Below are 24,171 nucleotides of genomic sequence, written 5' to 3'. Positions count from 1 at the left end.
TCCCCGTCCCGGCCTTGAGCCGGGACCCATACTCCGCGGCCCATCGGTGACACGCAGGCGTCCGATACCTTCCGCAACAACAAGCCCCGCAGGGTATGGGTCCCGGCTCAAGGCCGGGACGACGGGTGGTTATCCTACAGCGCCGCGAGCACCGCCCTCGCAATATCGGCAGTGCCGTTGCTGCCGCCGAATTCCATCGGCTTGATTCCGCCGGCATAGGCCTTGTCCACCGCACGCTCGATGCGCTCGCCGGCCTCCGCCGCACTTTCAAGGCCGTGCTTGTCCGCGAGCCAGTCCAGCATCATCGCCGCCGACAGGATCATCGCGGTCGGGTTGGCCTTGCCCTGCCCCATGATGTCGGGCGCTGTGCCGTGGCACGGCTGGAATACCGCGTAGCGGTCGCCGATATCGGCTGACGGCGCCATGCCCAGCCCGCCGATCAGGCCGGCGGCGAGGTCGGAGAGAATATCGCCGAACATGTTCTCGGTCACCATGACGTCGAAGTCCCAGGGCCGCTTCACCAGCATCAGCGAGCAGGCATCGACATAGAGCCGGTCGGCCTTGACATCGGGATGGCGTTTGGCGGCCTCATCGAACATCTCGCGAAAGAACGCGAACGCCCTGAACACGTTCGCCTTGTCGACGCAGGTCAAGCCGCCGTTCGCCTTCCCGCGCGCCTTGCGGCGTTCGGCGAGGCGGAACGAGAATTCAAACAGCCGCTCCGAGGTCTTGCGGGTGATCACGAGCGTCTCGCGCGCTTCGGTGTCCGTCACGACGCCCTTCCCCATCGAGGCGAACAGGCCTTCGGTGGATTCCCGGATCAGCACGAGATCGATGCCGCGCTGATCGGCGCCGACGATCGGGCTCGGCACGCCCGGAACGAGCCGCGCCGGGCGCACGCCGGCATAGAGATCGAAATGGAAGCGCAGTTCGATCTGCGGCGCGACCTCGGTATTGTCGGGGTAGCGCACCGACGGCAGGCCGCAGGCGCCGAGCAGTATGGCGTCCGCTTCCTCGCACAGCCGCACCGTTGAGTCCGGCATCGACTTTCCGGTCGCGAGATAATTGTTGGCGCCGGCCGGCGCGTCGGTGAAGCGGAATTTGAGGTCCGATGTCGCCTCGATCTTGCGCAGGACTTCCAGCGCCGGCGCCATCACTTCAGGGCCGATGCCATCGCCGCCGAGCACGGCGATGTGGAGGGCGTTGCTTGCGGACATGGGGATTCCTTACATGGGCAGTCATTCCGGGGCGCATCGAAGATGCGAACCCGGAATCTCGAGATTCCGGGTCTGGTCCTTCGGACCATCCCGGAATAACGGAAAGTTACGGCGTCAGCACCGCGCGGCCGACCAGTTTGCCCTTCTGCAGATCGGTCAATGCTTCATTGGCTTTCGCGAGCGGCATCGTCGTCACCGGAATGGGCGCGATCATCTTGTTACGGACGAGTTCGAGCAATTCCTGGGTCTCGCGCAAATTGCCGACGTAGCTGCCCTGGATCGTGATCGCCTTGATCGGGATCAGCGGCAAGGCCCAGGGCGCGCCGCCGCCGAACAGGCCGACGATGACAAGCTTGCCGCCTTTTGTCAGGCAGTCGAACCCGAGCTGCGTGGTCTGCGCGTTGCCGACGAGATCGATCACCGCGCGGATCGGTCCGCCGGCCATCTTCGCGAGCTGCTCCAGCGCGTCCGGCGCCTTGCCGTCGACGGTGCCAAGCGCACCGGCGGCCTCCGCCGCCTCGCGCTTTCGCGCATCGATATCGACGACGATGGCGCCCTTGCCGCCCATCGCCTTCAACAACGACAGCGCCATCAGGCCGAGCCCACCGGCGCCAAAAATGACGATCGGCGAGTTGAAGGCGAATTCAACCTTCTTCAGCGCGCTATAGGTGGTGACACCCGAGCACGCATAGGGCGCCGCGGTAACGGGGTCGAGCCCTTTCAGGTTCAACAGATACTTCGGATTGGGCACCGTCATGTGATCGGCATAGCCGCCGTCGCAATAGACGCCGAGCGAGTTCGGCTTGACGACGCACATGTTCTCGTCGCCGCCGACACAGGTTGCGCACTTGCCGCAGCCGAGCCAGGGATAGACCAGCGCGACATCACCGACCTTGAGGTCGCCCTTGTCGGCGGCCGTCACGTCCGGCCCGAACGCGACGACCTCGCCGACCGTCTCGTGGCCCATCGTGCGCGGCAGCGACACGCCGCGATCCTTCAGCGACAGCGGCTTGCGGCCATGGCCGAGATCGTAGCCACCTTCCCAGATGTGGAGATCGCTGTGGCAGACGCCGGCCGCCTTCACCTTGATCAGCACCTGCGTGCCCGTGGGCTGCGGCGTCTCCTGATCCACCTCTTTCAGGGGTGCGTTGAACTCGGCGACCTGAAAACTCTTCATCGCTTCTCTCCCGTCATTCTTGTTCTTAGGCAGGCATTTCTTGCGCGGACATTGCCACGTCTGCCCAGTCGAGACAAACGCTGCCGGCTCTCCCGGTATTCAGATCAGCGGGTGATGGCAAGCCACGAACTGGCCGGGCGCCACGACGCGCAGTTCCGGCATCTCGTCGCTGCATCGCTGATCCGCACGGGGGCAGCGGGTGCGGAACCGGCAGCCGGACGGCGGCGCGATCGGCGATGGCGGCTCGCCCACCGGCACGGTTTCGGTGGGGCGGACGTCCGGATCGGGCACCGGAATCGCCTCGATCAGCAGTGCGGTATAGGGATGTGCCGGCCTGGCGAAGAGCTGTTCGGACGGGCCCACCTCGCAGAGCCGGCCGAGATACATCACCGCAACACGGTCGCTCACCGCCTTCACCACCGCGAGATCGTGCGCGATGAACAATAGCGTCAACCCGAACCGCCCCTTCATCTCTTCCAGAAGGTTAAGGATCTGCGCACGGATGGAAACGTCGAGCGCCGAGACCGGCTCGTCGCAGACGATGAACTCCGGGTTGAGAATGAGCGCGCGCGCGATGCAGATGCGCTGGCACTGACCGCCGGAAAATTCATGCGGCAACCGTCCCACGACCAGGGTCGGGTCGAGCCCGACCGCGGTGAGCACCTCATGGACGAGCTGCTTGCGCTTCTCGGGATCCTTGACGCCGGCAATCACCAGGGGCTCGGCGACGATGTCGCCGATCTTGCGGCGCGGGTTGAGCGAGGCGATCGGATCCTGGAAGATCAGTTGCACGCGGCGGCGCATCAGGCGCAAGGCATCGCCCTGCATCGCCGTGAGGTCGTGCCCGTCGAACAGCACCCGCCCAGCGGTCGGACGGCGCAACTGCAGGACGGCGCGGCCCAGTGTCGACTTTCCGCAGCCGGATTCGCCGACGAGGCCCAAGGTCTCGCCGCGGGCGATCTGCAAGGACACGCCGGATACGGCGTGAACGATCTTGGCACCGACAGGATATTCGACAACGAGATTGTCGACGTCGAGCAGCGCCTCAGATGAAACGGATGGTGCGGATTGCAGCATCATGCGTCGGCATCCGCATGGGTTTTGATCGGGTGGAAGCAGGCGAACTGATGTGCGCTCGTCTCTGCCGCCTCGAGCGGCGGCTTCTCGCTCTGGCAGCGGGCCACCGCATAGCGGCAGCGCGGTGAGAACGAGCAGCCCTGCAGCGGCCGGGTCGGATCGGGCGGACGCCCCGAGATCGCCGGCAGCGGCGTGTGGGGCGCGGCATCGAGTTTGGGAAGCGCCGCCAGCAGCGCTTCGGTATAGGGCATCCGCATCTTCTTGAATAATGCAGGCGTAGGCGCGCGCTCGACCACGCGGCCGGCATACATGACCGCGACTTCATCGGTGCGGCCGGCGACGACGCCGAGATCATGGGTGATGATGATCATCGCCATGTGCCGGCGGCGCTGCTCGCGCGCCAGCAGATCGAGAATCTGTGCCTGGATCGTGACGTCGAGCGCGGTGGTCGGCTCGTCGGCAATCAGGAGTTTTGGTTCGCACGACAGCGCGATCGCGATCGCCACCCGCTGCCGCATCCCGCCGGAGAGCTGGTGCGGGTATTGCGCCAGCCGTTGCTCGGGTGCGGGAATGCCGACGGCGGCGAGCAATTCGACGCTGCGTTTTTTGGCAGTGGCGTCGTCGAGCTCCAGATGCTCCTGCAGCGTCTCGATCAACTGCGTGCCGATCGTGAGCACCGGATTGAGCGAGGTCATCGGATCCTGGAACACGACCGCGAGCGACCGGCCGCGCAGCTTGCGCAATTTCTCAGGCGCGAGCTGCACGAGATCCTGCCCGTCGAACATCACGCGGCCGGAGAGCTTTGCCTTCTTCGGCAGCAATTGCAGGATCGCCCGCGACAGCATGGTCTTGCCGCAGCCGGATTCGCCGACGATGCCGAGCGTGCGCCCGGCCCCGACGGTGAGGTCGACATGATCCACCGCGCGCAGATTGCCGCGTGGCGTCGGCAGATCGACGGTGACGTCCTCGACAGAAAGCAAGGTATTTCCGGTCACAGCGCGCCCTGACGTGGATCGGTCAGCGCACGCAGCGTGTCACCGACGAGATTGAAGGATAGTACCGTCAGGAACATCGCCGCCGCCGGCAAGAAAGCGAGTCGTGGCGCCACATCGAGGCTCTCGCGCCCCTCACCGATCATGCTACCCCAACTCGATATCGGCGGCGGCACGCCTAGGCCCAGGAATGACAGCGAGCCCTCGACCACGATGGTGACGGCAACGCCGAGCAGGAAAAAGGCAAACAGCGGCAGGATGACGTTGGGCAGCAGTTCGCGCAGCAGGATGCGCGCATGCGTGGCCCCCAGCGCCTGCGCGGCGATGACGAATTCGCGCCGCGCCAGCGTCAGCGTTGCCGCCCGCGCTACCCGCATGAAGGCGGGGATTCCGAGCACGCCGAGGATGCAGGTGAGATTGAAAATGGACTGCCCAAGATAGGCGGTAACGGCCAGCGCAAGGACCAGCGGCGGAAAGGCCAGCAACACATCCATGCTGCCGACCACCATCGACTCGAACCGGCCGCGGAAATAGCCGGCGAGCATGCCGAGGGCGCCGCCAATGGTGAGGCCGATCACCGGCGCAAACAGGCCGACCACCAGCGATATCCGCGCGCCGTAGATCAGGCGCGAAAGTTCGTCGCGGCCAAGCCCATCGGTGCCGAGCCAATGCTCGGCGGAGAACGGCGCGCGCCGCTCCAGCATGTCCATGTCGGTCGGGCTCGGCAGCGGCAAGACGGTCGCAAAAATCGCCACTGCGAACACGAAAGTCATCCAGCCGATCGCCCCCCAGAACAGCATTCCAAACCGCCGGCCCCTGCGCGCAGGCTGGGTTACAGCCTCCCCAGCAACTTCGAGCTCAAGCGTGGCCATGGCGGATCCTGGGATCGAGAACGGCGTAGAGCATGTCAACTAGGAAGTTCATGACGACGAATCCCGCACCGACCAGCAGCACGACTCCCTGCAAGATGATCAGGTCGCGCGTGAGGATCGCGCCGATCAGCAGGCGGCCGATGCCCGGCAGGGCAAAAATCGTCTCAACGATGACAGCGCCGCCGATCAACCGGCCGATATTGATGCCGGTGATCGTCACCAGCGTCAGTGACGACGGCTTTAGCGCGTGCACGAACAAGATGCGCGCCGGCGTCAGCCCTTTTGCCTTGGCGAGCGCGATGTAATCTTCCTGCAAGGTCGCGATCATATCGGAACGCAGCACGCGCATGATGGTGGGCCATTCCGCCAGCGCCAGCGTCAGCGCGGGCAGCACGAAGAAGCGCAAATTGGCAAGCGGGTCTTCGCCAAACGGCACATAGCCCGTCGCCGGCAGCCAGCGCAGCTCAACCGCGAAGAGATAGATCAGCAGAATCGCCGACAGGAAGGTCGGCACCGACAGCATGCCGAAAGCAGTGCCGGTCATGAAGCGGTCGAACGGTCCGCCGCTGCGCGCTGCGCAGATAATCGCCAAGGGTACACCGATCGCCAGTGCGCCGAATTGCGCCAGCAGCATCAGCTCGATCGAGACCGGCAACCGCTCGGCAACCGCCTGCAGCACCGTCTGGCCGGTGCGGAACGAACGGCCGAAATCGCCCTGCAGCACATTGCCGAGCCAGCCCAGATAGCGCCACCAGATCGGATGATCCAGCCCCATGTCGGCCCGCAACGCAGCTACGTTCTCCGGCGTCGCCTGGTCACCGAGGATCGTATAGGCGAGATCGCCCGGCAGCAGCGACGCGATGGAGAATGTCAGCAGCGAAACTGCAATCAGCACCGGCAACAGATAGAGCAGCCGGCGTGCGACGAAGAACGCCATAAGCGGCTATTCCTTCCAGGCGCGCGATACGTCGATCACCCCGCTGTACATCTTGGGCAGTCCCTTCACCTTCGCGCTCGATATCGCGTAGTAGGTGTTCTGGAAGGTCCAGAACCAGATCGCCTCCTTGTTGATCAGCCGCGAGATCTCGCAATAGAGATCGACGCGCTTGTTCTGGTCGGCGATGACCCGCGCTTGCTTAAGCAGTTTGTCGAGCTCCGGATTCGAATAGTTGGCGAGCGCGACCGGGCTGCCGGTGTGGAAATTGGCATACATCTGGATGTCGGGATCGGCGGAATCGACGATCCGCCACGGCGTCAGCTGGAACTGGCGCATGAAGGCGCGCGGCGGAATGGTCGCCTGATCGACCTGCTCGATTTCCATGTTGGCGCCGGCCCGCTTCCACAATTGTTGCAGCACCTGGCCAACTGTGCGCCCACGGGGCGTCGCCGTGACGAGCATCTTGAAATCGACCGGCTTGCCGTAGTCCTTGATCAGCGCCTTGGCCTTCTCAAGGTCTTCGGGAAGCGCACCGTCGTCCTTGCATTTGACCCAGGAGCCATCGCCATAGGGGTTGCTGGCAGGTCTGGAGAGACCATTGGTAATTGCTTGCGACATCTTCTTGCGGTCGAGCGCCATTACCAGCGCCTGGCGCACGCGCACGTCGTCGAACGGCGGGGTCTTGGTGTTCATGGCGTAAACCGCCGCCCCCGAACCGGCATAGGTGTGCACCGTCAACTTGGGGTCCTTCTGCGCCTTCTGGATGTTATCGGCGGAAAATTCGTCATCCCAGATCAGGTCGACCTCGCCGGATTGCAGGCTGGCAAAGCGCGACTGGGCGTCGGGCAGCGGCTTCAGGGTGATGCGATCGAAATAGACCTTATCCTTGTCCCAGTAGTTCGGATTTTTCTCCAGGATCATGCGATCGCCGGCCGTCCAGGATTTCAGAATGTAGGGACCGGTGCCGACGGGATTTCGGTTGTAGTCGTCGCCCTTGGTCTTCCAGCCAGTCGGAGAGTGAATCGCGCCGTTCTGGTTCGCGTAAGAAATCTGTAGCGCGGGGAAGTTCACCGAAGGGTCGTTGAGGTTATAGACCAACGTCAGTTCGTCAGGCGCCTGAACGTTGTTGACGTTGGAGATATAGAAGGCGCAACGGCACTTGTTGGCGGGATCCTTCTGCCGGTCGAAATTCGCTTTGAAAGCTTCGGCGTTGAACGGCGTGCCATCGTGGAACTTGACGCCCGGACGGAGCTTGAAGGTCCACATCTTGAAGTCCTCGGAGGGTTCCCAGGACAGTGCCAGCTTCGGCTGCGGCTTGCCGTTGGCGTCGAGAGTGGTGAGCGTATCGAAGATTGCCGATGACGCCGTGAGCACCGCCGCGTCGTACACGCCGACCTTCAGCGGATCGAAACCGGGGATATCGATTTCGAGGCCGACGGCGATGCTGCCGCCCGCTTTCTGCGCGCTCGCGGGCATCGCCGACAACGCCACGCAAAATCCCGCCACAAGAAATATTCGCGCGAGCGCGCTCGAACGGATCGCCGCTTTCATTAATGTTCCCTCCGCTATTTCATCCGTCCGGTATTCCGGATCGTGATCGCCGCGGTAAGATTGTCTGGAATCTCCGCCGCGGGCAAGGCCGTTCGCAACCCGCGGATGAAACGCCGCAGGTTCATGTTTCGCTATGCGGACCGTGCTGTCAGACGCGCGCTGTCACCTGCGCCTTGCCGGTAAAGGATGCGATTTCATCCTCCGACAATCCAGTCTCCTTCAGGTAGGCACGCGTATGCTCGCCGAGCGTCGACATGCGCGGCGCCGCCGACACTTTGGCGGCGGACATGCGGAACGGCAGGTTGAGGACCTTGAAGGTGCCGCCGCCGTCCTCGACCTCGGCCAATGCGCCGCGATGGGCGATCTGCGGGTCGCGCAGCGCCTCGGCAACGGTGCGGTACGCCGATGAGGGAACGCCGTGTTCATTGAGCGCGGCGAGGCACTGCTCCGTCGTCACGGTGCGCGACCATGCCTCCACGCCTTCCATCAGGCTCGCCCAGTTTTCCCGGCGGTCGGAATATTTCGCAAAGCGCGGGTCGCTCACCCATTCGGGATGGCCGATCACCTGCATCAGGCTCTGAAAAGTTTTCTCGCTGGCGATCGCCATCATCACGTAGCCGTCCGTCGTCTCGATCGGGCCGAACATCGGCCGCTGCGTCGGCTTCACCTCGAATTGCGACCATTGCAGTTCGTTCAGCGTCAGGCTCAGCATGGATTCCAGCATCGAGACGTCGATATGCTGGCCTTGCCCTGTTGCCGCGCGTTGATACAGCGCGGCCGAGATGGCGCCGAACGCATAGACTCCGGTGAGCACATCGGCATGATAGATGCCGCAATAGTCCGGCCGGCTCCGCCCGGGCTGGTAGGCCAGATGCGCCATCTCATAGCCCGAGGCCGCGTGAATCACCGGCGCGTAGGCCGGCAGCTCCGCCGATGGCCCGGTCTGGCCGTATCCCGAGATCGAGCAATAGACCAGCTTCGGGTTGAGCCCGTGCAGCGGGGCGTAGTCGAGCTTCAATCGCCGCATCACGCCGGGGCGGAAATTCTCCACCAGCACGTCCGCGGTCGCAACCAGCCGGCGAACGGCCTCCACTCCTTTCGGCGACTTCAAATCCAGAACCAGGCTGTTCTTGCCGACATTGAGCTGGCCGAAGGCGGTCGAGCAATTATTCCGCACGGGCGGACGGGTCCGCATCGTCTCGCCTTCCTCGGTCTCGATCTTGATAACCTCAGCTCCCATATCGGCGAGCATTCGCGTACAATGAGGTCCGGCAATCGTAGTCGAGAAATCGAGAACCCGCAGGCCCGCGAAGCTGCCTGTCAAATTCCCCTGATCATTGCCGGCTATGGTCATTGCGTGAAGCTCCTTCGGCCTTTTGCGGCCCTTCGTTGTGGTGGCGGCCGTGACCCTAAATTGTGCAGCGTCGTCAGGAAAGTAGTTCGCGCAGGAACGACCATGCGGCGCGCGCGTTGTAACAGGTGAGGAAATTGGACCCATTCTTGCATCAGTTTCATCTCGGCTGGTACGAGGGCGTTTGCCTTGAAGGTCTTGTTCGTAACCACTGAAATGGATGACTTCGTCCGGGTGGGCGGTCTCGCTGCCGTTTCCGCCGCGCTCCCCCGGGCGCTACGCCGCTGGAGTGACGTCCGGGTCATGTTGCCCGGTTACCGGGACATTCTCGAACAGCTCACCCACATTGAAATCGTTGGGGAATGCCACGCTCTGGCGGAGATGCCGGCGTGCTCGCTCGGGCGGGCATCGACCAAGGATAATCTGCCGGTCTACGTGCTGCTTTGCCCGCAATTGTACGACCGGCCGGGCAACCCCTATGGCGACGAATCGGGACGCGACTGGCCGGACAACGACATCAGGTTCGGCCGGTTTGCCTCCGCCGCGGCCGAGCTTGCCGCGGGCAGCCTGGACAAGAATTGGGCAGCAGACCTGATCCATGCCAACGACTGGCAGGCCGCGCTGTCGCCGGCCTATCTGGCATGGAGAGGCTCAAAGATCCCCTCGATCCTGACCATCCACAACCTCGCCTATCAGGGGCTGTTCCCGCCGGACTCGCTGCGCCGGATCGGGGCTCCCGAAAGCTCCTTCCACATCGACGGGCTTGAGTTCTACGATCATGTGTCGTTCCTCAAGGGCGGCCTCGTCTACGCCTCGCATCTGACCACCGTCAGCGCCACCTATGCGAAGGAGATCACGACCCGCGAGCTCGGCTGCGGGCTCGAAGGTCTGCTGCAGCGCCGCTCGAACGCCGCGCAACTGACCGGCATCTTGAACGGCATCGACGAAAGCTGGGATCCTAGCGCGTGCGCGCAACTGGCGCAGACCTTCGCGCCCGGCGATTGGGAAGGCAAGCAGGCGAATGCCGATTACGTCCGCAAGCAATTCGGACTCGCGTTATCTCGCGGTCCGCTGTTTGGCCTTGTTGCCCGTCTGGTTCACCAGAAAGGCGTCGACCTCGTCTTGTCCGCAGCCGACGAAATCATCGAGGCCGGCGGACAGATCGTGGTGACCGGCAGCGGCGAGGCCCAGATCGAGCAGGCGCTGGTCAAGGCTCACCGCCGCAGGCCGGATGCGATCGGCGTCGTCATCGGCTTCAACGACGCCCAGGCGCGGCGAATTTTTGCCGGCAGCGATTTCACGTTGATGCCATCACGGTTCGAACCGTGCGGGCTCAGCCAGATGTATGCGCAACGGTTCGGATCGCTGCCGATCGGTCACCAGACCGGCGGGCTGGCGGAGACCATCAAAGACGGCGAAACCGGATTCTTGTTTCCGAAGCCGTCTGCGGAGTCCTTCCTCGGCGGTGTCAGGCGCGCGTTCGATGCGTTCCGCGCCAAGGATCGCCTCGACGCGATGCGGCGCAGCGCCATGGCGCGCTCCTTTAGCTGGGATCTGTCGGCCGCCCTTTACAGCGCGCTGTATCGCAAGACGATCGCTCCCTCCATCATCGCGTGAGTTCGGCTACTCCGCCGCTTCCGGCATGACTTCCATCTGCTCGTGAAGGACGACGCCGGAGAGCGGATCGAACTTGCCGACCCAGGGCTTCCTTTCCAGCACCGCCCTGGTGTGGCGATAGCCGGCGTCCCAGCGCTGCATGATGCCGGACGGGCTGAAGTCGATATCCTTGGTATGGTCCTCGCGGCTGAGCTGCGGGGCTAGCAGACGTACGACATGCATCCGGGTCGGGCAGCCGTAAGCGGCGAGTTCCCTCACCGCCTCGCTGTTGCGCTCGGCTTCGGGCAGGCGCGCGGTGAGCTGGTTGATGACATGGCGTAGCCGATGCGCCTGCTGCTGGCGTTCGATGTGGCTGGCGATCCGGCTCGAATACTGCACATCCTTGTGACGGTTCAGCACCTCCGCCATGGTGGTCGGCTCAGGCCCGGACGGATTCCACAGATGCACGGCGAAGATCAGCGAGTTCTTGCGCGGATTGTCATCGAACACGGCTTCCGTCGGCGTGTTCGACAATATGCCGCCATCCCAATAGAGCTTGCCGTCGATGCGCACCGCCGGAAATGCCGGCGGCAGCGCGCCCGACGCCATGATGTGCCTGACGCCGAGTTCGCAATCGCGGCTGTCGAAATATCGCATCTGGCTGGTGCGGACATGGGCGGCGCCGACCGTCAGGCGCGGCGTGCATTGATTGACCAGATCGAAATCGACTAGCTCCGTCAGCGTCCGCTCCAGCGGCTCGGTCGAGTAATAGCCGGCATTGTTGGCGCCGAGCGGAAAGCTGTCGCCGGCATGGGCCAGCGGGTTGGGCCGGAAGAAGCCGGGAATGCCATGCGTCACCGTCGACCAGTAAGAGAGCTTTTCGTTGAAGCCCGGAAAGATGTCGCGAAAGCTCCAGAGCGGATTCTGCTCCATCCTCTTCCAAAACTCGCGTAGCCGCGACAGCCGGTTCTGCGGCGTGCTGCCGGCGATCAGGCTGGCGTTGATGGCGCCGATCGAGGTGCCGATGATCCAGTCCGGCTCGATCCCGGCCTCGTTGAGCGCCTGGTAGACGCCCGCTTGATAGGAGCCGAGCGCGCCGCCGCCCTGCAGCACCAGCACGACCTGCCCGGGCTCGGATTTGGCCGGCGACTTCACATTCGTCGAAGAATGGATGCCCTGGACGTCGTTCATGTCACGCTCCCTGGATTGTTGTTGCACTAGTGCGCGGTCCAGCCGCCATCGACCGGCAGCGCGATGCCGGTGATCGACGCCGCCGCATCGCTGGCGAGAAACACCGTCAGCGCCCCCAATTCCTCGACGGTAGCGAAACGCTTGCTCGGTTGCTGCGCCAGCAGTACATCGTGAATGACCTGCTCGCGCGAAATGCCGTGCGCCTTGGCCTGGCCGTCGATCTGCGCCTCGACCAACGGCGTGTAGACGTACCCCGGACAGATCGCGTTGCAGGTGATGCCGTCTTCCGCCGTCTCCAGCGCCGCAACCTTGGTGAGACCGACGATGCCATGCTTGGCCGCGACATAGGCCGCCTTGAAGGGTGATCCGACCAGGCCGTGGGCGGAAGCAATGTTGATGATCCGCCCGAACCTGTTCTGCCGCATCGCCGGCAACGCCAGCCGCGTGGTGTGAAACGCCGACGACAGATTGATCGACAGGATCGCATTCCATTTCTCGACCGGGAACTGGTCGAGCGGTGCGACATATTGAATGCCGGCATTGTTGACGAGCACGTCGAGCCGGCCGTGCCCGGCGACTGTGGCCGCGATCATCTCGGCGATTGCCTCCGGGCTCGTCATGTCGGCCGCGGAATAGCTGACCTCGACGCCGAAATCGGCGGCGATCTGATTCCGCGTTTTGGCGATCTCGGCGGCGACGCCGAAGCCGTTCAGCACCACGGCCGAGCCGGCCGCAGCCAGCGCACGGGCAATCCCGAGCCCGATGCCGCTGGTCGAGCCGGTGACCAGCGAGACCTTGCCTGTCAGCGGCCGCAAGGCCGAAGCGTCCCGGGTTTTGAGCTGGATATTCATGGCTGTCCTTTCGTGTGGCTGGTCCGCGTCGTAACGAGACCATTTCCGCTTCAATTTGCGCGGCGGGCAGCCTTCCAGGAAATGCCGTTTGGCTTCCAAAACCATACGCTGACGCTATGGCGGTTTGGGTAGTCATCCGGGGGCGTAATCGGGTAGCTTTGCTGCACGTTAGACCCGGGGCTCGATCATGGAGATGCATCAGGTTCGCTACTTCCTCGCGGTTGCGCGCGTACTCAACTTCACGCGTGCCGCCGACGAGTGCAACGTCACGCAGCCGTCGCTGACGCGGGCCATCAAGCAACTGGAAGCCGAACTCGGCGGCGATCTGTTTCGCCGCGAGCGCCCCGCGGCGCAATTGACCGAGCTCGGCCAGCGCATGCATCCGCTGCTCAAGCAATGCTACGAGGCAGCGACCGGCGCGCGCGAACTTGCCTCTTCCTTCAAGAGCGGCGAAGTCGGCGCGCTCCGGATCGCGCTGACCCATTCCGTGGACCTGTCGCTGTTGATTCCGTATCTCGACCAGATCAAGCGGCTGTTCAACCGGTTGGAGTTCCGATTTCTGCGTGGCAACAGCCGCGAAGTCGCGGAGTTTCTCAAGAAGGGCGAAGCTGAGCTCGGCATTGCCGCCGAAATCAGCGAGGAGTGGGACCGGCTCGATACCTGGCCGCTATTCACCGAAAGCTTTCAACTCGTCGTCAACAGGAACCACCCGCTGGCAACGCGCGACAAAATCGAATTCAACGATCTTCGCGCCGAGCAGTTGCTGTCGCGGACTTACTGTGAGCATGCGGCGCGGGTGAACAGTTCGCTTCGCGAACACGGCCTTGACGTCGATCGCAGCCATGAGATCGCCTCCGAACGCGATTTGATCGAACTGCTGGAAGCCGATATCGGCGTTGCCGTGGTGCCCGATACCGCGTCGCTTCCGCCGACGCTGAAGCGCGCCAATGTCGAAGGGCTGGACGCGCGGCGCACCGTGAACCTCTATGGCGTTGCCGGGCGCGAACGGACGGCGGTAGCATCCGCCGTGATGCGCATGCTGCGCGGCGCCGACTGGCAGCAATTGATCGGCAAGACCGCAAGCGCCTGAGGGTTGTCAATCCGCCAGCCGATCGCGTCACAGGCTGAAATGTCCGCCTTGCGGCCAAAAGCTGACCTCAGCCACAGCACGCCCACGCAGGCGGCTCGACGTGGAGGGAACTCCAGTTTCCGGGGCGAGTTTAGTCTCGAACCGATTCCCCAGCGTCTGAGAGGACCGCCATGGAGCATATCCACTACCCCAATGAAAGCGCCGAATACCGGGCCGCCCGAAACGCGCTTCTGGATGACGAGATTGCGCTTCGGGCGCAGATTGAGGCCGTTGCAGCGAAGCGTCGCGCGCTGCCGCTCGGCGGTGAGGTGCCCGAGGATTACGTCTTCGAGTGGATCGGCAAGACCAGCATGCCGGAGAAAGTGAAGATGTCCGAGCTGTTCGGTCCACACGACACGCTCATTCTGTACAGCTTCATGTACGGCCCGGAACGCGAATTGCCGTGTCCAGGCTGCACCCATTTGCTCGATGGGATAGACGGCGCCGCGAGACATATAGGCGAACGCGCTGCGCTCCACATCGTCGCCAAATCACCAATCGCGCGTCTCGCGGCCTGGGCCCACGAACGTGGCTGGGAACACCTCTCGCTACTTTCAACCGCGGGCAACAGCTACGACGCGGACTACTTTGGTGACACGTCAAAATTTTCCAAGGGAATGCGCGCGCAACATCGCGTTCCGGACGGCGAAAACTGGGACGAAACAATCTTCAACGTCTTCAGAAAGAAGAACGGGGCGATCAGGCACTTCTGGGGCTCAGAGATGAGCTTTGCCCCATCCGCTCCCAACCAGCACCATCGCGCTGGTGATCTCGCCGACCCGCTCTGGGGCCTTCTCGACATGACACCTGAAGGCCGGGGCGATTTCTTTCCAAAGGTGAACTACGATTAAACCACCCTTGACGGCGCACCACGGAGCCACGTCGCTACGTTAGCGCTCTTCGCTCGCGCTCTTCAGCGCGGCGATCAGGTCGTCGATCTCCATGCGCTTGCGGAAATCGGGATCGACAAACCGTGCCGTCACCAATCCGTCGCGGCCAACCACGAAGGTCGCCGGGATCGGCAGCACCCAGCCGTCATTGCCCTGGAAGCTCGCCATGTCCTGGTATGACAGCAACCGCTGGATTTCGCTGCCCAGCCAGATCGCAAGGTTGAGTGACAGTGCGTAGCCGTTGTCGAGGTCGGTCAGAACGGGGAACGGCGCGTTCGCCTCGGATTTGAATTTTTCGGCATAGGCCTGCGTCTCCGGCATGATCGCAACGGTTTGTGCACCCAACGCCTTGATCCGGTCCTGGGCCTGGATCACCGCCCGCACATTCAGCCGGCAATAAGGGCACCAATGGCCGCGATAGAACATCACGGCGACCGGGCCGTGCTCGAGGAGCGATTTCAGGCTGACCAGCCGGCCGGTCTCGTCCGGCAGCAGGAACGGCGGCATCAATTCGCCGGGTCGCGGAGCATTTTCGCCGCCGCCGTTCGCGTTGAGCCGCGCCACAAGCCGGTCGACCGCTTCGCCATAGGCCGGAAAGAGTTCCCTGCCCGCCGCGGCGTAGGCTTCGAGTTGCTCGCGCAACGTACCTTCCATGTCGCGGCATCGCTGGAACGCCTCCTTGAGGCGCTCGGCGTTGGCGGGCGATAGCGCTGTCGTCATGGCTTGCTCCGGCATATCCGTATTATTTTCCGGCCCGGGCCGCCCCGCAAGGGCGGCCCAAACGCTTCGGCACCCAGACTCAAGGCAGATAGAAGTTGCCGGTCGGGTCGAGCATGCCCGAGGTCGAGTAGAGCTGGCCCTTGTCCATGAAAAACACGGTGTTAGCAGGCACCTTCTTGGCGTTCTTCATCATCGCGTCGTGGTTCCGGGGTGTCGCCGCCATGGCCATCGCCGACATCTTCCCGGGGCCGGAATACATGTAGGCCATGCCCGGATTGAATTCCCAGGGAACTTGCGAAAAGGCCGTGGTGGCGATGGCGGCAAACGCCGCGGCGGCAATCAGGGTCTTGGAAAAGGGTTTCATGGGATTCCTCTCGATGGAAGGTGACGCCCGCCAATCGGGCGCTGTCCCATCAGAGAGCGGCATGTCCCGGTTTTGAAATGCCGTTGCACAATCGGTTCGATAGCCGCGACGTATTGAGGTGCTGCCAATAGCCCGCCGCTATCGACTTCAGAGCGAGTGCGCATTTCAAATTGGCCGGCCGAACTTTCATCCTGTCCCCGAAGGCATGCAGAAGCATGCGCCATCGACAGGAGATTTCCGATGACAGGTCATTTAACGAACCGCCTTGCGAATTTCTGCGCCTCGCTGCTGCTGGCCCTGCTGATCATTTCCGTCGTCTCCGCTGCGCGGGCCGACAGCGACGACGGTGTCGTTCGTATCAAGAGTGCGGTTCCGCTGGCGGAGGCGATCACCCGCATCAAGGCCGATATCGCCGCCAAGGGCATCAAGTTCTTCATGGAGATCGATCAGTCGAAGCTCGCGGCTGACGCCGGCATCAAGCTGCGTCCCTCGACGCTGCTGGTGTTCGGCAATCCCCCGCTCGGGACGCCGTTCATCACCTCAAACCCGAATGCCGGTCTCGACTGGCCGGTCCGGCTGCTGCTCACACAGGACGACAATGGCGACGTCTGGGCGGTATGGACCGACTTCGGATGGATCGCCAGGCGCCACAACATCAGGGATCGCACAGCCCAGTTCGAGATGGCGACCAAGGTCGTGGGCTCGATCACCTCGACCATCACGACCAGGTAACGCAGCCTGCCTGCTCACCGCAAAATCATCAGGCTGCGCCGCCCGGCGCGGCCTGATCGCATCAATGGCCGCCAACAGAGGGGTTAAATCGATGACAGCGGAGAAATTCGACGTGGTCATTCTGGGCGGCGGCAACGCCGGCATCGGCGTTACCGGCCCGGTCCGGCGCGCCGGAATGTCGGTTGCGATGATCGAAGCCGATCTCCTCGGCGGCACCTGCCCGAACCGCGGCTGCACGCCCAAGAAGGTGCTGGTCGCCGCCGGCCACGCGCTGCACGAAATCGAACGCGCTTCCATCCATCATATCGCCGTCGGCAAGCCCAGGCTTGACTGGGCGGCGCTCATCGACCGCGAGAAGGACATGATCAAGGACATCCCGGCGAACCTGGCCCGATCGATGACCAAGCGCAATGTCGAGGTCATCAAAGGCCGTGCTGCATTCACCGGTCCGGATACCATTCGCGTCGGAGACCGCAAGCTCGAGGCCAAACACATCGTAATCGCGACAGGATCGAAGCCGCGACCGCTGCCGATCCCAGGCGCCGGGTTCATGATCACCTCCGACGAAATGCTGAGCGAGCGCGAACTGCCGGTCTCCGTGGTCTTCGTTGGCGGTGGCGTCATCTCGCTTGAGTTTGGCCATGTCTATGCGCGCGCTGGCGCCGCGGTCACGATTCTCGAGGCGCTTCCGCAATTGCTGCCGGCGATGGACGCTGACGCGGTCGCGCGTCTGCAGGCCGAGAGCGAGCGCATCGGCATTCGGGTCAGGACCGCCGTCAGCGTCAAGCGAATTGAAAAGACCAACAGCCGCCTGCGCGTCGTCTTCACCCACGAGGGCGCCGAGCATACGGCCGAAGCCGAACGTGTCGTTAACGGCGCCGGCCGCGTCGCCAATGTCGATGCGCTTGATCTCGCCGCGGGCCAGGTCGAGCACGCCAATGGCCGCATCGCGATCGACTGCCATCTGCGGTCGACCTCCAACACCAACGTCTATGTCTGCGGCGATGCGGCGCCGACCTCGCCGCAACTATCGCCGATCGCGACCTATGAGGGCGACATCGTCGGTCGCAACATCGTCGAAGGCCCGAAGTACAGCCCGGACTACGCCAGCATGGCGACATCCGTCTATACCGTGCCGCCGCTCGCCTCGGTCGGCCTGACAGAGGCCGCCGCCAGGCAAACGGGCTTTGCCATCGACGTTCACACCAACAATATGCTCGACTGGTTCTCCGCGAAGACCTATGCGGAAACCGTGGCGTGGTCGAAGGTGATCGTAGACCAATCGACCGACCGCATCCTCGGCGCGCATTTCGTCGGGCATGCGGGACAGGAACTCGTGAACATCTTCGGACTGGCGATGCGCTTCGGCATCACCGCCGGCCAGATCCGGGAAAACATCTACGCCTATCCGACGTTCTCCTCCGACATAAAGCATTTGCTCGGCCACGGTTAGGCGCATAGCGCGACGCTATGGAGTCAAGAGCCAACCGGCATTTCCTCTCGTGAGCGGTTTCCTTGATGGTGATGACGTACCCGGCCAGATCGTTCGGGCCGCGGCAAAGATAGAAACAGAGGAGACCATGACATGTCCAAATCCAACGTCGCTTCATGCACAATCTGGCAAGGTCTCGCACTCGCCGGAATGATTGCAGGTTCGGTTGCAACCACCTCGACCGCCACCGCCGGCGAATGCCCGACCGGCAAGATGCAGCCCAACGTCCGCCCGATGGTCGACTACAAGGCGGTCGGCGTCACCGACGTCACCCTTGGCTCGATCAACCTCGAGAAACAGCCGGCCAACATCAGGGATCGCGAACTGCGCTTCCGCAAGCTGACGATCGAGCCCGGCGGCATCGTGCCATGGCACAGCCATGACGACCGTCCTGCGCTGATCTATGTCCAGCAGGGTGAGATTGTCGAGTACGCCAGCAACTGCGCAGAGCCGATCGTGCACAAGGCAGGCGAGATCAGGCCCGAAGTCGCCGGCACCTCGCACTGGTGGAAGAATCTCGGCAAGGAGACGGTCATTCTCTATGTCGGCGACGTCCGCAAGGATCCGCACGATCACAACATGTAAGGAGCGCCACCTGACGTCTCGTTGCCGGATGTGACGGCCGGGGATCCCCCGTGTCGCCCCACACGCCCAGGCGTCACATCCTTCTTTTTCAAGAGCATTGAGAAGCGCCATGACCGACATCTCCGCGCCGACGAAATCCAAAGCGGTGGAAATGCATGGTCACTCGCCCGGCGTCGTGCTGCGATCCCTCGTCATCGGCCTCACGGCGTTCCTGACCGTGGTTGATTTGTTCGCAACGCAGGCGATCCTCCCCTCGCTGGCCCGGCACTACAATGTAACCCCGGCCGCCATGGGATTCGCGGTCAATGCCAGCACCATCGGCATGGCCGTTGCCGGTCTCGTTATCGGCTTCCTGAGCCCGCATATCGACCGCCGGCTCGGCATTCTCGTGAGCCTGATCCTGCTGGCCATTCCCACCACGTTGCTGGCGATCGCGCCGGATCTCACGGCGTTCACGGTGCTTCGCATCGCCCAAGGCCTCTGCATGGCCTCGGCGTTTGCATTGACGCTAGCCTATCTCGGCGAGCAATGCAGTTCGATGGATGCGGGCGGCGCGTTCGCGGCCTATATCACCGGCAATGTCGCGAGCAATCTGATCGGGCGGCTGGTGTCGGCCGCGGTGGTCGATACGCTCGGGCTGGCCTCGAACTTCCATTTCTTCGCGCTGCTCAATCTCGCCGGCGCCGTGCTGGTGTACTTCACCATCCATCGGGTCGAGCCGATGCGCGCGACGTCGACGGAACGGCCGCCGTTCGCGGCGATGGTCGAGCATTGGCGTAACCCGGCGCTGCGCTCGGCTTTTGCCATCGGCTTCTGCATCCTGTTTGCCTTTATCGGCACCTTCACCTTCGTCAACTTTGTGCTGGTGCGCCCGCCGCTCTCGCTCGGGCCGATGGATCTCGGCTTGGTTTATTTCGTCTTCGCGCCCTCTGTGGTCACGACGCTGTTCGCCGGCAAGGCGGTGGCGCGCGTTGGCACGCGACCGGCGATCTGGGGCGCGCTCGCGGTTGCTGCTTTGGGCCTGCCGCTGATGCTGTCTGCACATCTCCTGGAGGTATTGACTGGAATGGTGCTGGTAGGCGTCGGCACATTCTTCGCACAGGCCTGCGCCACCGGCTTCGTCGGGCAGGCGGCCAGCGACAACCGCGGCATTGCCAGCGGAACCTACCTTGCCGGCTATTTCCTTGGCGGCCTCGTCGGCAGCGCCGTGCTGGGCCAGTTATTCGACCGCTTCGGATGGACCGCCTGCATCGCCGGCATCGGCGCGTCGCTCGCTATCGCCGCGCTATTGACCTCGCGCCTCACGCTTGATCCTCGGTCCGCCGCGTCTCCGGCATGAACAGCCAGATCACCGTCAGGCCAAGGGCTGCAATCGCAGCTAACCCGACGAAGGCTGTGCTGCTGCCGAAAGTATCGCTGACATATCCCGCCAGCACCGTACTGAGCGACGCGCCGATGCCGGTCGCGGTCCCGACGGCGCCTTGTGCCAGATTGAAGTGGCCGCTTCCGAAGGCGATATCGGCCACGATCAGCGGCACCATCACGCTGAGCACGGCCGCGGTAATGCCGTCGAACACCTGCACGACGACCAAGAGATAGGGATCCCTGACAACAGCAAACAGCAGGCCGCGGATCGCCAGCGCGCCGAACGCCAGCAGCAGCAGCGGCCGCCTTCCCCATGCTTGCGCCTTGCGACCGACCGACGGGGAGGTCAACGCGACGATGGCTTGCGGCACGATGATGCAGGCCGCAATCAGCACCGGCGCCCATTGGCTCGACCGCGTCGTGACGACGCCGGCCATCAGCGGCAGCATCGCCGCATTCGCGAGCTGAAACAGCAGCACGCCGCCGGCGAAGATCAGCAGCGGCCGTTGCCGCAGCAGATGGAAAACGCTGGTGGCCTCTTTATCAGGAACCTCGCGCACGACGGCGCCGTGGCTTTGAGCTACGTCGATCTCCTGCCCGCGGATGCGCGACAGCGCCAGCAATGTGGGGATTGCCAGAAGGAAGGTCACGAGGAACACCGCCTGGCTCGACAACAGGTAACCGACGGCGCCCATCAGCGCCGCCGCCGAGCCGTTGCCGAGCGATGCGAAGCGGGCGTTGCGTCCGAGCCGCTCCCCGATTGCGAACGGCCCGACCAGGCCAAGACTGATCGCCGCAATCGCCGGACCCAGCACGCAGCTCGCCAGCGCATGCAGCGTCGCCGCTGCAGTCACCACCGGAAAGATCGGCCATAACGCATAGGCCAGCGCGGCGCAGCCGATGGTGGCGACCGCCAGACCCGCTACCAGGCGCTCGGAGCGCGCGGCATCGACGATGGCGCCGCCCGGCATCTGCCCGAGCAGACCGATGATGCCGCCGATCGACAGCACGAAGCCGATCTCGACCTGCGTCCATTTCTGCGTGGTCAGATAGACCGCAACGAACGGACCGAAGCCGGTCTGAACGTCGGCGAGAAAGAAGATGAACCAGTCGAGACCGCGCTGGCTTTCGCGCGACGGCTTCTGCCTGGTACCGGACGACGGCGGAAGCGGCACGACATTGCCCTCACCGGCGGATCGCCCGTGGCGATCGCCGTCGATTCGATCGAACGATTGGGATGGACGCGCGACCAGGCTGCTCATCCTCCTTATTTGAGCATGATCTCCGGGCAAACGCTCGTGTTTGTCCCGAGGAAAGCCGGTACCCACTTTCCGGATCTTGCTCTAGTGATCGAAATCCCACGGCTGCAAACGGCCGGCGGCACCGAGAACGATGACCGGCGCGTCCTCCTTGTATTCGGGCGCCGCCGCCACCTGAGCCTTGGTCAGCTCAAGCGTGATGCTGTCACGCTTGTTGGCAACGCCCCAGAAACGCAGCGCCCTCCAGTCGACGACGATCTTCCGGCTGCCGACGCCGAGAAAACCGCCGAAATCGATTACCGCGGCACGCACGGTGCCCTCGCGGTCCACGATCACATCGACGATGCGCCCCATACCTTCGTTCGCCGCGCTGCGAACTTCGCGGCCGAGAATGCCGTGGGCATCCCTGGCGCCGATCACCGTGACCGACGGCGGCGGCGGGGGCTCTTTTGCGGCATCCTGCGGCGCGGTGGGGCTACCCTGCGTCGTGCCGGTGTCCTCCGCCGAATACGCGGCCGGGCCGCCGGCAAGTCCGGCGACCAGAAACAAAATGAGAATACCGATGCGCATATGGCCCTCCTGACTTTCAGTCGTATGAGCCGCACATGGCTCCTAATGCGTCAATACGATCGACACCTGAATATGGCCGCGGGTTCGCACGACCTCGAGCGATACTTCATCGCCGTGACGGCGAACCCTCAAGTCGACGCTGGAAGGCCCGAGCCGCAGATCGCGCAACAGCACCTCATTTAGGAATTCCGGCAGGCGCGGATCGCGAAGCCTGATCTCGCCGCGCGCGCCATCGAACTCAAGACCGAGCGCCGCTTCCAGCAGGGTGAAGGGCGTCGCACTGGCCCAGGCCTGCGGCGCGCAGGCGACCGGATAGAGCACCGGTCCGCGCCGCCTCTCGCGTCGGAATCCGCAGAACAATTCCGGCAGCCGCCGCAGGTCCATGTAGCTCGCAGCGTCGAACAGGGCCTTGAACAGATGCGCCACTGAATGCTTCAGGCCATAGCGCGCGAAACCGAGCGCGATCAGCGCATTGTCGTGCGGCCAGATCGATCCATCGTGATAGGACATCGGGTTGTAACGGACTTCGCCGCGCGCAACGGTGCGGATGCCCCATCCCGAAAAGAATTTGTGGCTCATCAGATCGGCCGCGACCCGCCGCGCACGATCGGTTCGAACGATGCCGGTGAAGAGAAGCTGGCCGGCATTCGAGGTTCGCACCTGGCACGGCCGCTTGGCGCCGTCGAGCGCCACCGCATAGGTGCCGAGTTCCTCGCACCAGAACGCCGCTTCGAAGCGCTCGGCAAGGAGCAGGGCTTCGGATTCGAGCTTCGCCGCCTGATCGATCAATCCCAGCCGCCGGGCGCACCGCGCCGCCAGCCGCTTGCCGGCAAAGACATATCCCTGAACCTCCGCCAGCGCGATATAGCCTTCGGCGAGTTGCCCATCGGCATGAAAGATCGCGTCGAAGGAATCCTTCCAGCCCTGGTTGGCAAGCCCCTGCTCGGTGGCGCGCTGGTATTCGACGAATCCGTCCTTGTCGGGATCGCCGGGGCCGTCGATCCATTGCAACGCCGCTTCGATCGCCGGCCACAACTCGGCCAGCGTCGCCTCGTCGCCAGTGCGTTCGACATAAAGACCAGCCAGCAGAACGAACAGCGAGGTCGAATCGACGCTGCCGTAATACTGCGCGAACGGCACCTCGCGTAGCGCGGCCATCTCGCCGCCGCGCATCTCGTGCAGGATCTTGCCGGGCTCGGCGTCGGCCAGCGGATCGGTGGTCTTGGCCTGGAAGAAAGCGAGTCGCCGCAGCACGCCCTGGGCAATGCGCGGATCGACCCACAGCATCTGCAGCGCGGTGATCAACCCGTCGCGGCCGAACGTGGTCGAATACCAGGGAATGCCCGCATAGGGATACCGCCCCTGCGGCGTTTCGGTCATCAGCATGTTGAGGTCAGCCATTGCCTGGCACAGCACCTCGTTGAAGATATCGTTCGACGTCTCGATGCTGGCCGCGTCGCTCGTCAAGCGCCGCATCTCGCGACGGTGTGCCAACAGACCGCGGTAGAACGGTATCGGCTTCTGCATGATCGGCTTGTTGCAGGATACCGCGACGAACAATGCGATCACTTCCCTGGGCGCCAGCTCGAAATGATAGGTCGCCGAGTTGACGGCGAGCCGTGTCGGCCGCGGCTCGAAATGCAAGGCGGTAATGCGGGTCTGGCCGTCGAGCCCGTTATACTCCAGCACGACATCGGCGGGGCCGAGCAACCGGCTGGAGCCTATTCCCCGGCGCGGCCGGCGCTCACCGCGCACCTCGAACAAATCGGCGAAATCATTGTCGAACAGCAGCGTCAGGTCGAAGCTCGCCGGCCGGTCGCCGTGATTTTGCAGGGCGATGCGCTGGTAGGCGGTGCCGCGCCACAGGAAAATCGAGCGCACGATGTGCAGCGTGTCCTTCTGCAACGCCAGCCGGCCGTTGCGGTAAACGTCGGAATTGGTGAGATCGACGGTCAACGCCGAATTGTCGTCGCGCAGATTGGTGCCGAGCAGCAGCGGCTGGACTTCGTCGAGCACCATCTCCAGCCGGGCGAGATAACGCGTATCGGCGTTGAACAGGCCGTCGGGTCCGCCGGCAGAGGCGCCGATATCGCCATGGCTGTCCAGCACGATGAAGGTGTCGTCGTGCTTGAGTGTGCAGCGCGGCCGCGTCGCCGGTCCCGTCATCGGGATGTAGAATGACGATTCCGCGACGTGTTCGGCAGCCTCGATGCTGACCAGTTGGGTGACTTCGGCTGTCATCTGGACCTCAAG

Annotated in this window: 22 protein-coding genes; 7 read left to right on the top strand and 15 right to left on the bottom strand. The window is 63.7% G+C overall.

Annotated elements, in window-relative coordinates:
* Nucleotides 1–134: 134 nt before the first annotated feature.
* The 8 genes from GWE18_RS27685 to GWE18_RS27650 all read right to left on the bottom strand — a co-directional run bounded on the left by GWE18_RS27685 (nucleotide 135) and on the right by GWE18_RS27650 (nucleotide 9,177).
* Nucleotides 135–1,217, bottom strand: coding sequence for an isocitrate/isopropylmalate dehydrogenase family protein (locus tag GWE18_RS27685; protein WP_275188855.1), 1,083 nt, complete (start codon nucleotides 1,215–1,217; stop codon nucleotides 135–137).
* A 106-nt stretch (nucleotides 1,218–1,323) separates the two neighbouring features.
* Nucleotides 1,324–2,394 (bottom strand): alcohol dehydrogenase, encoded by a 1,071-nt coding sequence (locus tag GWE18_RS27680; protein WP_275188854.1) that lies wholly within the window; start codon nucleotides 2,392–2,394, stop codon nucleotides 1,324–1,326.
* Between the two features lie 99 nt (nucleotides 2,395–2,493).
* The gene (locus tag GWE18_RS27675) at nucleotides 2,494–3,471 is read right to left on the bottom strand and encodes an oligopeptide/dipeptide ABC transporter ATP-binding protein (RefSeq protein WP_342804302.1); all 978 of its coding nucleotides are present in this window, start codon (nucleotides 3,469–3,471) and stop codon (nucleotides 2,494–2,496) included.
* Nucleotides 3,471–4,451: an ABC transporter ATP-binding protein gene (locus GWE18_RS27670; protein WP_275188852.1), complete on the bottom strand. Its 981-nt coding sequence runs from the start codon at nucleotides 4,449–4,451 to the stop codon at nucleotides 3,471–3,473. The genes GWE18_RS27675 and GWE18_RS27670 overlap by 1 nt, the downstream gene beginning before the upstream one ends.
* An 11-nt stretch (nucleotides 4,452–4,462) precedes the next feature.
* A complete protein-coding gene (locus GWE18_RS27665; RefSeq protein WP_275188851.1) occupies nucleotides 4,463–5,335 on the bottom strand; it encodes an ABC transporter permease in 873 nt (290 codons plus the stop codon).
* Entirely contained in the window at nucleotides 5,322–6,272 is a 951-nt protein-coding gene (locus GWE18_RS27660) for an ABC transporter permease (RefSeq protein ID WP_275188850.1), read from the bottom strand. The genes GWE18_RS27665 and GWE18_RS27660 overlap by 14 nt, the downstream gene beginning before the upstream one ends.
* 6 nt (nucleotides 6,273–6,278) lie before the next feature.
* Nucleotides 6,279–7,823 carry an ABC transporter substrate-binding protein gene (locus GWE18_RS27655; RefSeq protein ID WP_275188849.1) on the bottom strand — a complete coding sequence of 515 codons (1,545 nt, stop codon included), beginning with the start codon at nucleotides 7,821–7,823 and terminating at the stop codon, nucleotides 6,279–6,281.
* Between the two features lie 148 nt (nucleotides 7,824–7,971).
* A complete protein-coding gene (locus GWE18_RS27650; RefSeq protein WP_275188848.1) occupies nucleotides 7,972–9,177 on the bottom strand; it encodes a CoA transferase in 1,206 nt (401 codons plus the stop codon).
* A gap of 186 nt (nucleotides 9,178–9,363) precedes the next feature.
* On the opposite strand from GWE18_RS27650, the gene glgA reads away from it, so the two are divergent.
* Nucleotides 9,364–10,791 carry a glycogen synthase GlgA gene (gene glgA, locus GWE18_RS27645; protein WP_275188847.1) on the top strand — a complete coding sequence of 476 codons (1,428 nt, stop codon included), beginning with the start codon at nucleotides 9,364–9,366 and terminating at the stop codon, nucleotides 10,789–10,791.
* A 6-nt stretch (nucleotides 10,792–10,797) separates the two neighbouring features.
* Here the strand turns inward: glgA and GWE18_RS27640 are convergent, their stop codons facing one another.
* Together GWE18_RS27640 and GWE18_RS27635 are read right to left on the bottom strand one after the other, a co-directional pair.
* Nucleotides 10,798–11,961, bottom strand: coding sequence for a patatin-like phospholipase family protein (locus tag GWE18_RS27640; RefSeq protein ID WP_275188846.1), 1,164 nt, complete (start codon nucleotides 11,959–11,961; stop codon nucleotides 10,798–10,800).
* Between the two features lie 26 nt (nucleotides 11,962–11,987).
* Nucleotides 11,988–12,812, bottom strand: a complete 825-nt coding sequence (locus GWE18_RS27635; RefSeq protein ID WP_275188845.1) for a 3-hydroxybutyrate dehydrogenase — start codon at nucleotides 12,810–12,812, stop codon at nucleotides 11,988–11,990.
* Nucleotides 12,813–12,999: 187 nt separating this feature from the next.
* On the opposite strand from GWE18_RS27635, the gene GWE18_RS27630 reads away from it, so the two are divergent.
* Both GWE18_RS27630 and GWE18_RS27625 read left to right on the top strand, forming a co-directional pair.
* Nucleotides 13,000–13,902, top strand: coding sequence for a LysR family transcriptional regulator (locus tag GWE18_RS27630; RefSeq protein ID WP_275188844.1), 903 nt, complete (start codon nucleotides 13,000–13,002; stop codon nucleotides 13,900–13,902).
* Nucleotides 13,903–14,072: 170 nt separating this feature from the next.
* Complete coding sequence (locus GWE18_RS27625) at nucleotides 14,073–14,792, top strand: DUF899 family protein (protein ID WP_275188843.1); 720 nt, start codon at nucleotides 14,073–14,075, stop codon at nucleotides 14,790–14,792.
* A 39-nt stretch (nucleotides 14,793–14,831) separates the two neighbouring features.
* Here the strand turns inward: GWE18_RS27625 and GWE18_RS27620 are convergent, their stop codons facing one another.
* Nucleotides 14,832–15,551, bottom strand: coding sequence for a peroxiredoxin-like family protein (locus GWE18_RS27620; protein ID WP_275188842.1), 720 nt, complete (start codon nucleotides 15,549–15,551; stop codon nucleotides 14,832–14,834).
* A 79-nt stretch (nucleotides 15,552–15,630) separates the two neighbouring features.
* Nucleotides 15,631–15,915 carry a hypothetical protein gene (locus tag GWE18_RS27615; RefSeq protein ID WP_275188841.1) on the bottom strand — a complete coding sequence of 95 codons (285 nt, stop codon included), beginning with the start codon at nucleotides 15,913–15,915 and terminating at the stop codon, nucleotides 15,631–15,633.
* A gap of 240 nt (nucleotides 15,916–16,155) precedes the next feature.
* Here GWE18_RS27615 and GWE18_RS27610 point away from each other — a divergent pair, with 240 nt between their 5' ends.
* From GWE18_RS27610 to GWE18_RS27595, 4 genes are all read left to right on the top strand, one after another.
* The gene (locus GWE18_RS27610; RefSeq protein ID WP_275188840.1) at nucleotides 16,156–16,647 is read left to right on the top strand and encodes a DUF302 domain-containing protein; all 492 of its coding nucleotides are present in this window, start codon (nucleotides 16,156–16,158) and stop codon (nucleotides 16,645–16,647) included.
* Between the two features lie 91 nt (nucleotides 16,648–16,738).
* Nucleotides 16,739–18,100 carry an NAD(P)/FAD-dependent oxidoreductase gene (locus GWE18_RS27605; RefSeq protein ID WP_275188839.1) on the top strand — a complete coding sequence of 454 codons (1,362 nt, stop codon included), beginning with the start codon at nucleotides 16,739–16,741 and terminating at the stop codon, nucleotides 18,098–18,100.
* 132 nt (nucleotides 18,101–18,232) lie between these two features.
* Nucleotides 18,233–18,724, top strand: a complete 492-nt coding sequence (locus GWE18_RS27600; protein ID WP_275188838.1) for a cupin domain-containing protein — start codon at nucleotides 18,233–18,235, stop codon at nucleotides 18,722–18,724.
* Between the two features lie 109 nt (nucleotides 18,725–18,833).
* On the top strand, nucleotides 18,834–20,063 hold the full coding sequence (locus tag GWE18_RS27595; protein WP_275188837.1) for an MFS transporter: 1,230 nt from the start codon (nucleotides 18,834–18,836) through the stop codon (nucleotides 20,061–20,063).
* On the opposite strand, the gene GWE18_RS27590 is transcribed toward GWE18_RS27595, so the two are convergent.
* The 3 genes from GWE18_RS27590 to GWE18_RS27580 all read right to left on the bottom strand — a co-directional run bounded on the left by GWE18_RS27590 (nucleotide 20,026) and on the right by GWE18_RS27580 (nucleotide 24,159).
* Nucleotides 20,026–21,351: an MFS transporter gene (locus GWE18_RS27590; RefSeq protein ID WP_275188836.1), complete on the bottom strand. Its 1,326-nt coding sequence runs from the start codon at nucleotides 21,349–21,351 to the stop codon at nucleotides 20,026–20,028. The genes GWE18_RS27595 and GWE18_RS27590 overlap by 38 nt on opposite strands.
* An 81-nt stretch (nucleotides 21,352–21,432) precedes the next feature.
* Nucleotides 21,433–21,918 carry a PRC-barrel domain-containing protein gene (locus GWE18_RS27585; RefSeq protein WP_275188835.1) on the bottom strand — a complete coding sequence of 162 codons (486 nt, stop codon included), beginning with the start codon at nucleotides 21,916–21,918 and terminating at the stop codon, nucleotides 21,433–21,435.
* A gap of 42 nt (nucleotides 21,919–21,960) precedes the next feature.
* Nucleotides 21,961–24,159 (bottom strand): amylo-alpha-1,6-glucosidase, encoded by a 2,199-nt coding sequence (locus tag GWE18_RS27580; protein WP_275188834.1) that lies wholly within the window; start codon nucleotides 24,157–24,159, stop codon nucleotides 21,961–21,963.
* Nucleotides 24,160–24,171 lie beyond the last annotated feature (12 nt).

The organism is Bradyrhizobium sp. CSA112 (assembly GCF_029051645.1).
Classification (GTDB): domain Bacteria; phylum Pseudomonadota; class Alphaproteobacteria; order Rhizobiales; family Xanthobacteraceae; genus Bradyrhizobium.
The sequence above is the reverse complement of the archived record's forward strand: the minus strand, read 5'-3'. Positions and strand labels throughout refer to the sequence as shown.

Bases quoted from the DNA above. Each gene is read 5' to 3' on its own strand.
- GWE18_RS27620 (WP_275188842.1), bottom strand. From the start codon at position 15,551: ATGACGACAGCGCTATCGCCCGCCAACGCCGAGCGCCTCAAGGAGGCG.
- GWE18_RS27665 (WP_275188851.1), bottom strand. From the start codon at position 5,335: ATGGCCACGCTTGAGCTCGAAGTTGCTGGGGAGGCTGTAACCCAGCCT.
- GWE18_RS27680 (WP_275188854.1), bottom strand. From the start codon at position 2,394: ATGAAGAGTTTTCAGGTCGCCGAGTTCAACGCACCCCTGAAAGAGGTG.
- GWE18_RS27660 (WP_275188850.1), bottom strand. From the start codon at position 6,272: ATGGCGTTCTTCGTCGCACGCCGGCTGCTCTATCTGTTGCCGGTGCTG.
- GWE18_RS27625 (WP_275188843.1), top strand. From the start codon at position 14,073: ATGGAGCATATCCACTACCCCAATGAAAGCGCCGAATACCGGGCCGCC.
- GWE18_RS27600 (WP_275188838.1), top strand. From the start codon at position 18,233: ATGTCCAAATCCAACGTCGCTTCATGCACAATCTGGCAAGGTCTCGCA.
- GWE18_RS27640 (WP_275188846.1), bottom strand. From the start codon at position 11,961: ATGAACGACGTCCAGGGCATCCATTCTTCGACGAATGTGAAGTCGCCG.
- GWE18_RS27635 (WP_275188845.1), bottom strand. From the start codon at position 12,812: ATGAATATCCAGCTCAAAACCCGGGACGCTTCGGCCTTGCGGCCGCTG.
- GWE18_RS27655 (WP_275188849.1), bottom strand. From the start codon at position 7,823: ATGAAAGCGGCGATCCGTTCGAGCGCGCTCGCGCGAATATTTCTTGTG.
- GWE18_RS27605 (WP_275188839.1), top strand. From the start codon at position 16,739: ATGACAGCGGAGAAATTCGACGTGGTCATTCTGGGCGGCGGCAACGCC.
- GWE18_RS27610 (WP_275188840.1), top strand. From the start codon at position 16,156: ATGACAGGTCATTTAACGAACCGCCTTGCGAATTTCTGCGCCTCGCTG.
- GWE18_RS27595 (WP_275188837.1), top strand. From the start codon at position 18,834: ATGACCGACATCTCCGCGCCGACGAAATCCAAAGCGGTGGAAATGCAT.
- GWE18_RS27615 (WP_275188841.1), bottom strand. From the start codon at position 15,915: ATGAAACCCTTTTCCAAGACCCTGATTGCCGCCGCGGCGTTTGCCGCC.
- GWE18_RS27585 (WP_275188835.1), bottom strand. From the start codon at position 21,918: ATGCGCATCGGTATTCTCATTTTGTTTCTGGTCGCCGGACTTGCCGGC.
- GWE18_RS27590 (WP_275188836.1), bottom strand. From the start codon at position 21,351: ATGAGCAGCCTGGTCGCGCGTCCATCCCAATCGTTCGATCGAATCGAC.
- GWE18_RS27675 (WP_342804302.1), bottom strand. From the start codon at position 3,471: ATGCTGCAATCCGCACCATCCGTTTCATCTGAGGCGCTGCTCGACGTC.
- GWE18_RS27630 (WP_275188844.1), top strand. From the start codon at position 13,000: ATGGAGATGCATCAGGTTCGCTACTTCCTCGCGGTTGCGCGCGTACTC.
- GWE18_RS27650 (WP_275188848.1), bottom strand. From the start codon at position 9,177: ATGACCATAGCCGGCAATGATCAGGGGAATTTGACAGGCAGCTTCGCG.
- GWE18_RS27685 (WP_275188855.1), bottom strand. From the start codon at position 1,217: ATGTCCGCAAGCAACGCCCTCCACATCGCCGTGCTCGGCGGCGATGGC.
- GWE18_RS27580 (WP_275188834.1), bottom strand. From the start codon at position 24,159: ATGACAGCCGAAGTCACCCAACTGGTCAGCATCGAGGCTGCCGAACAC.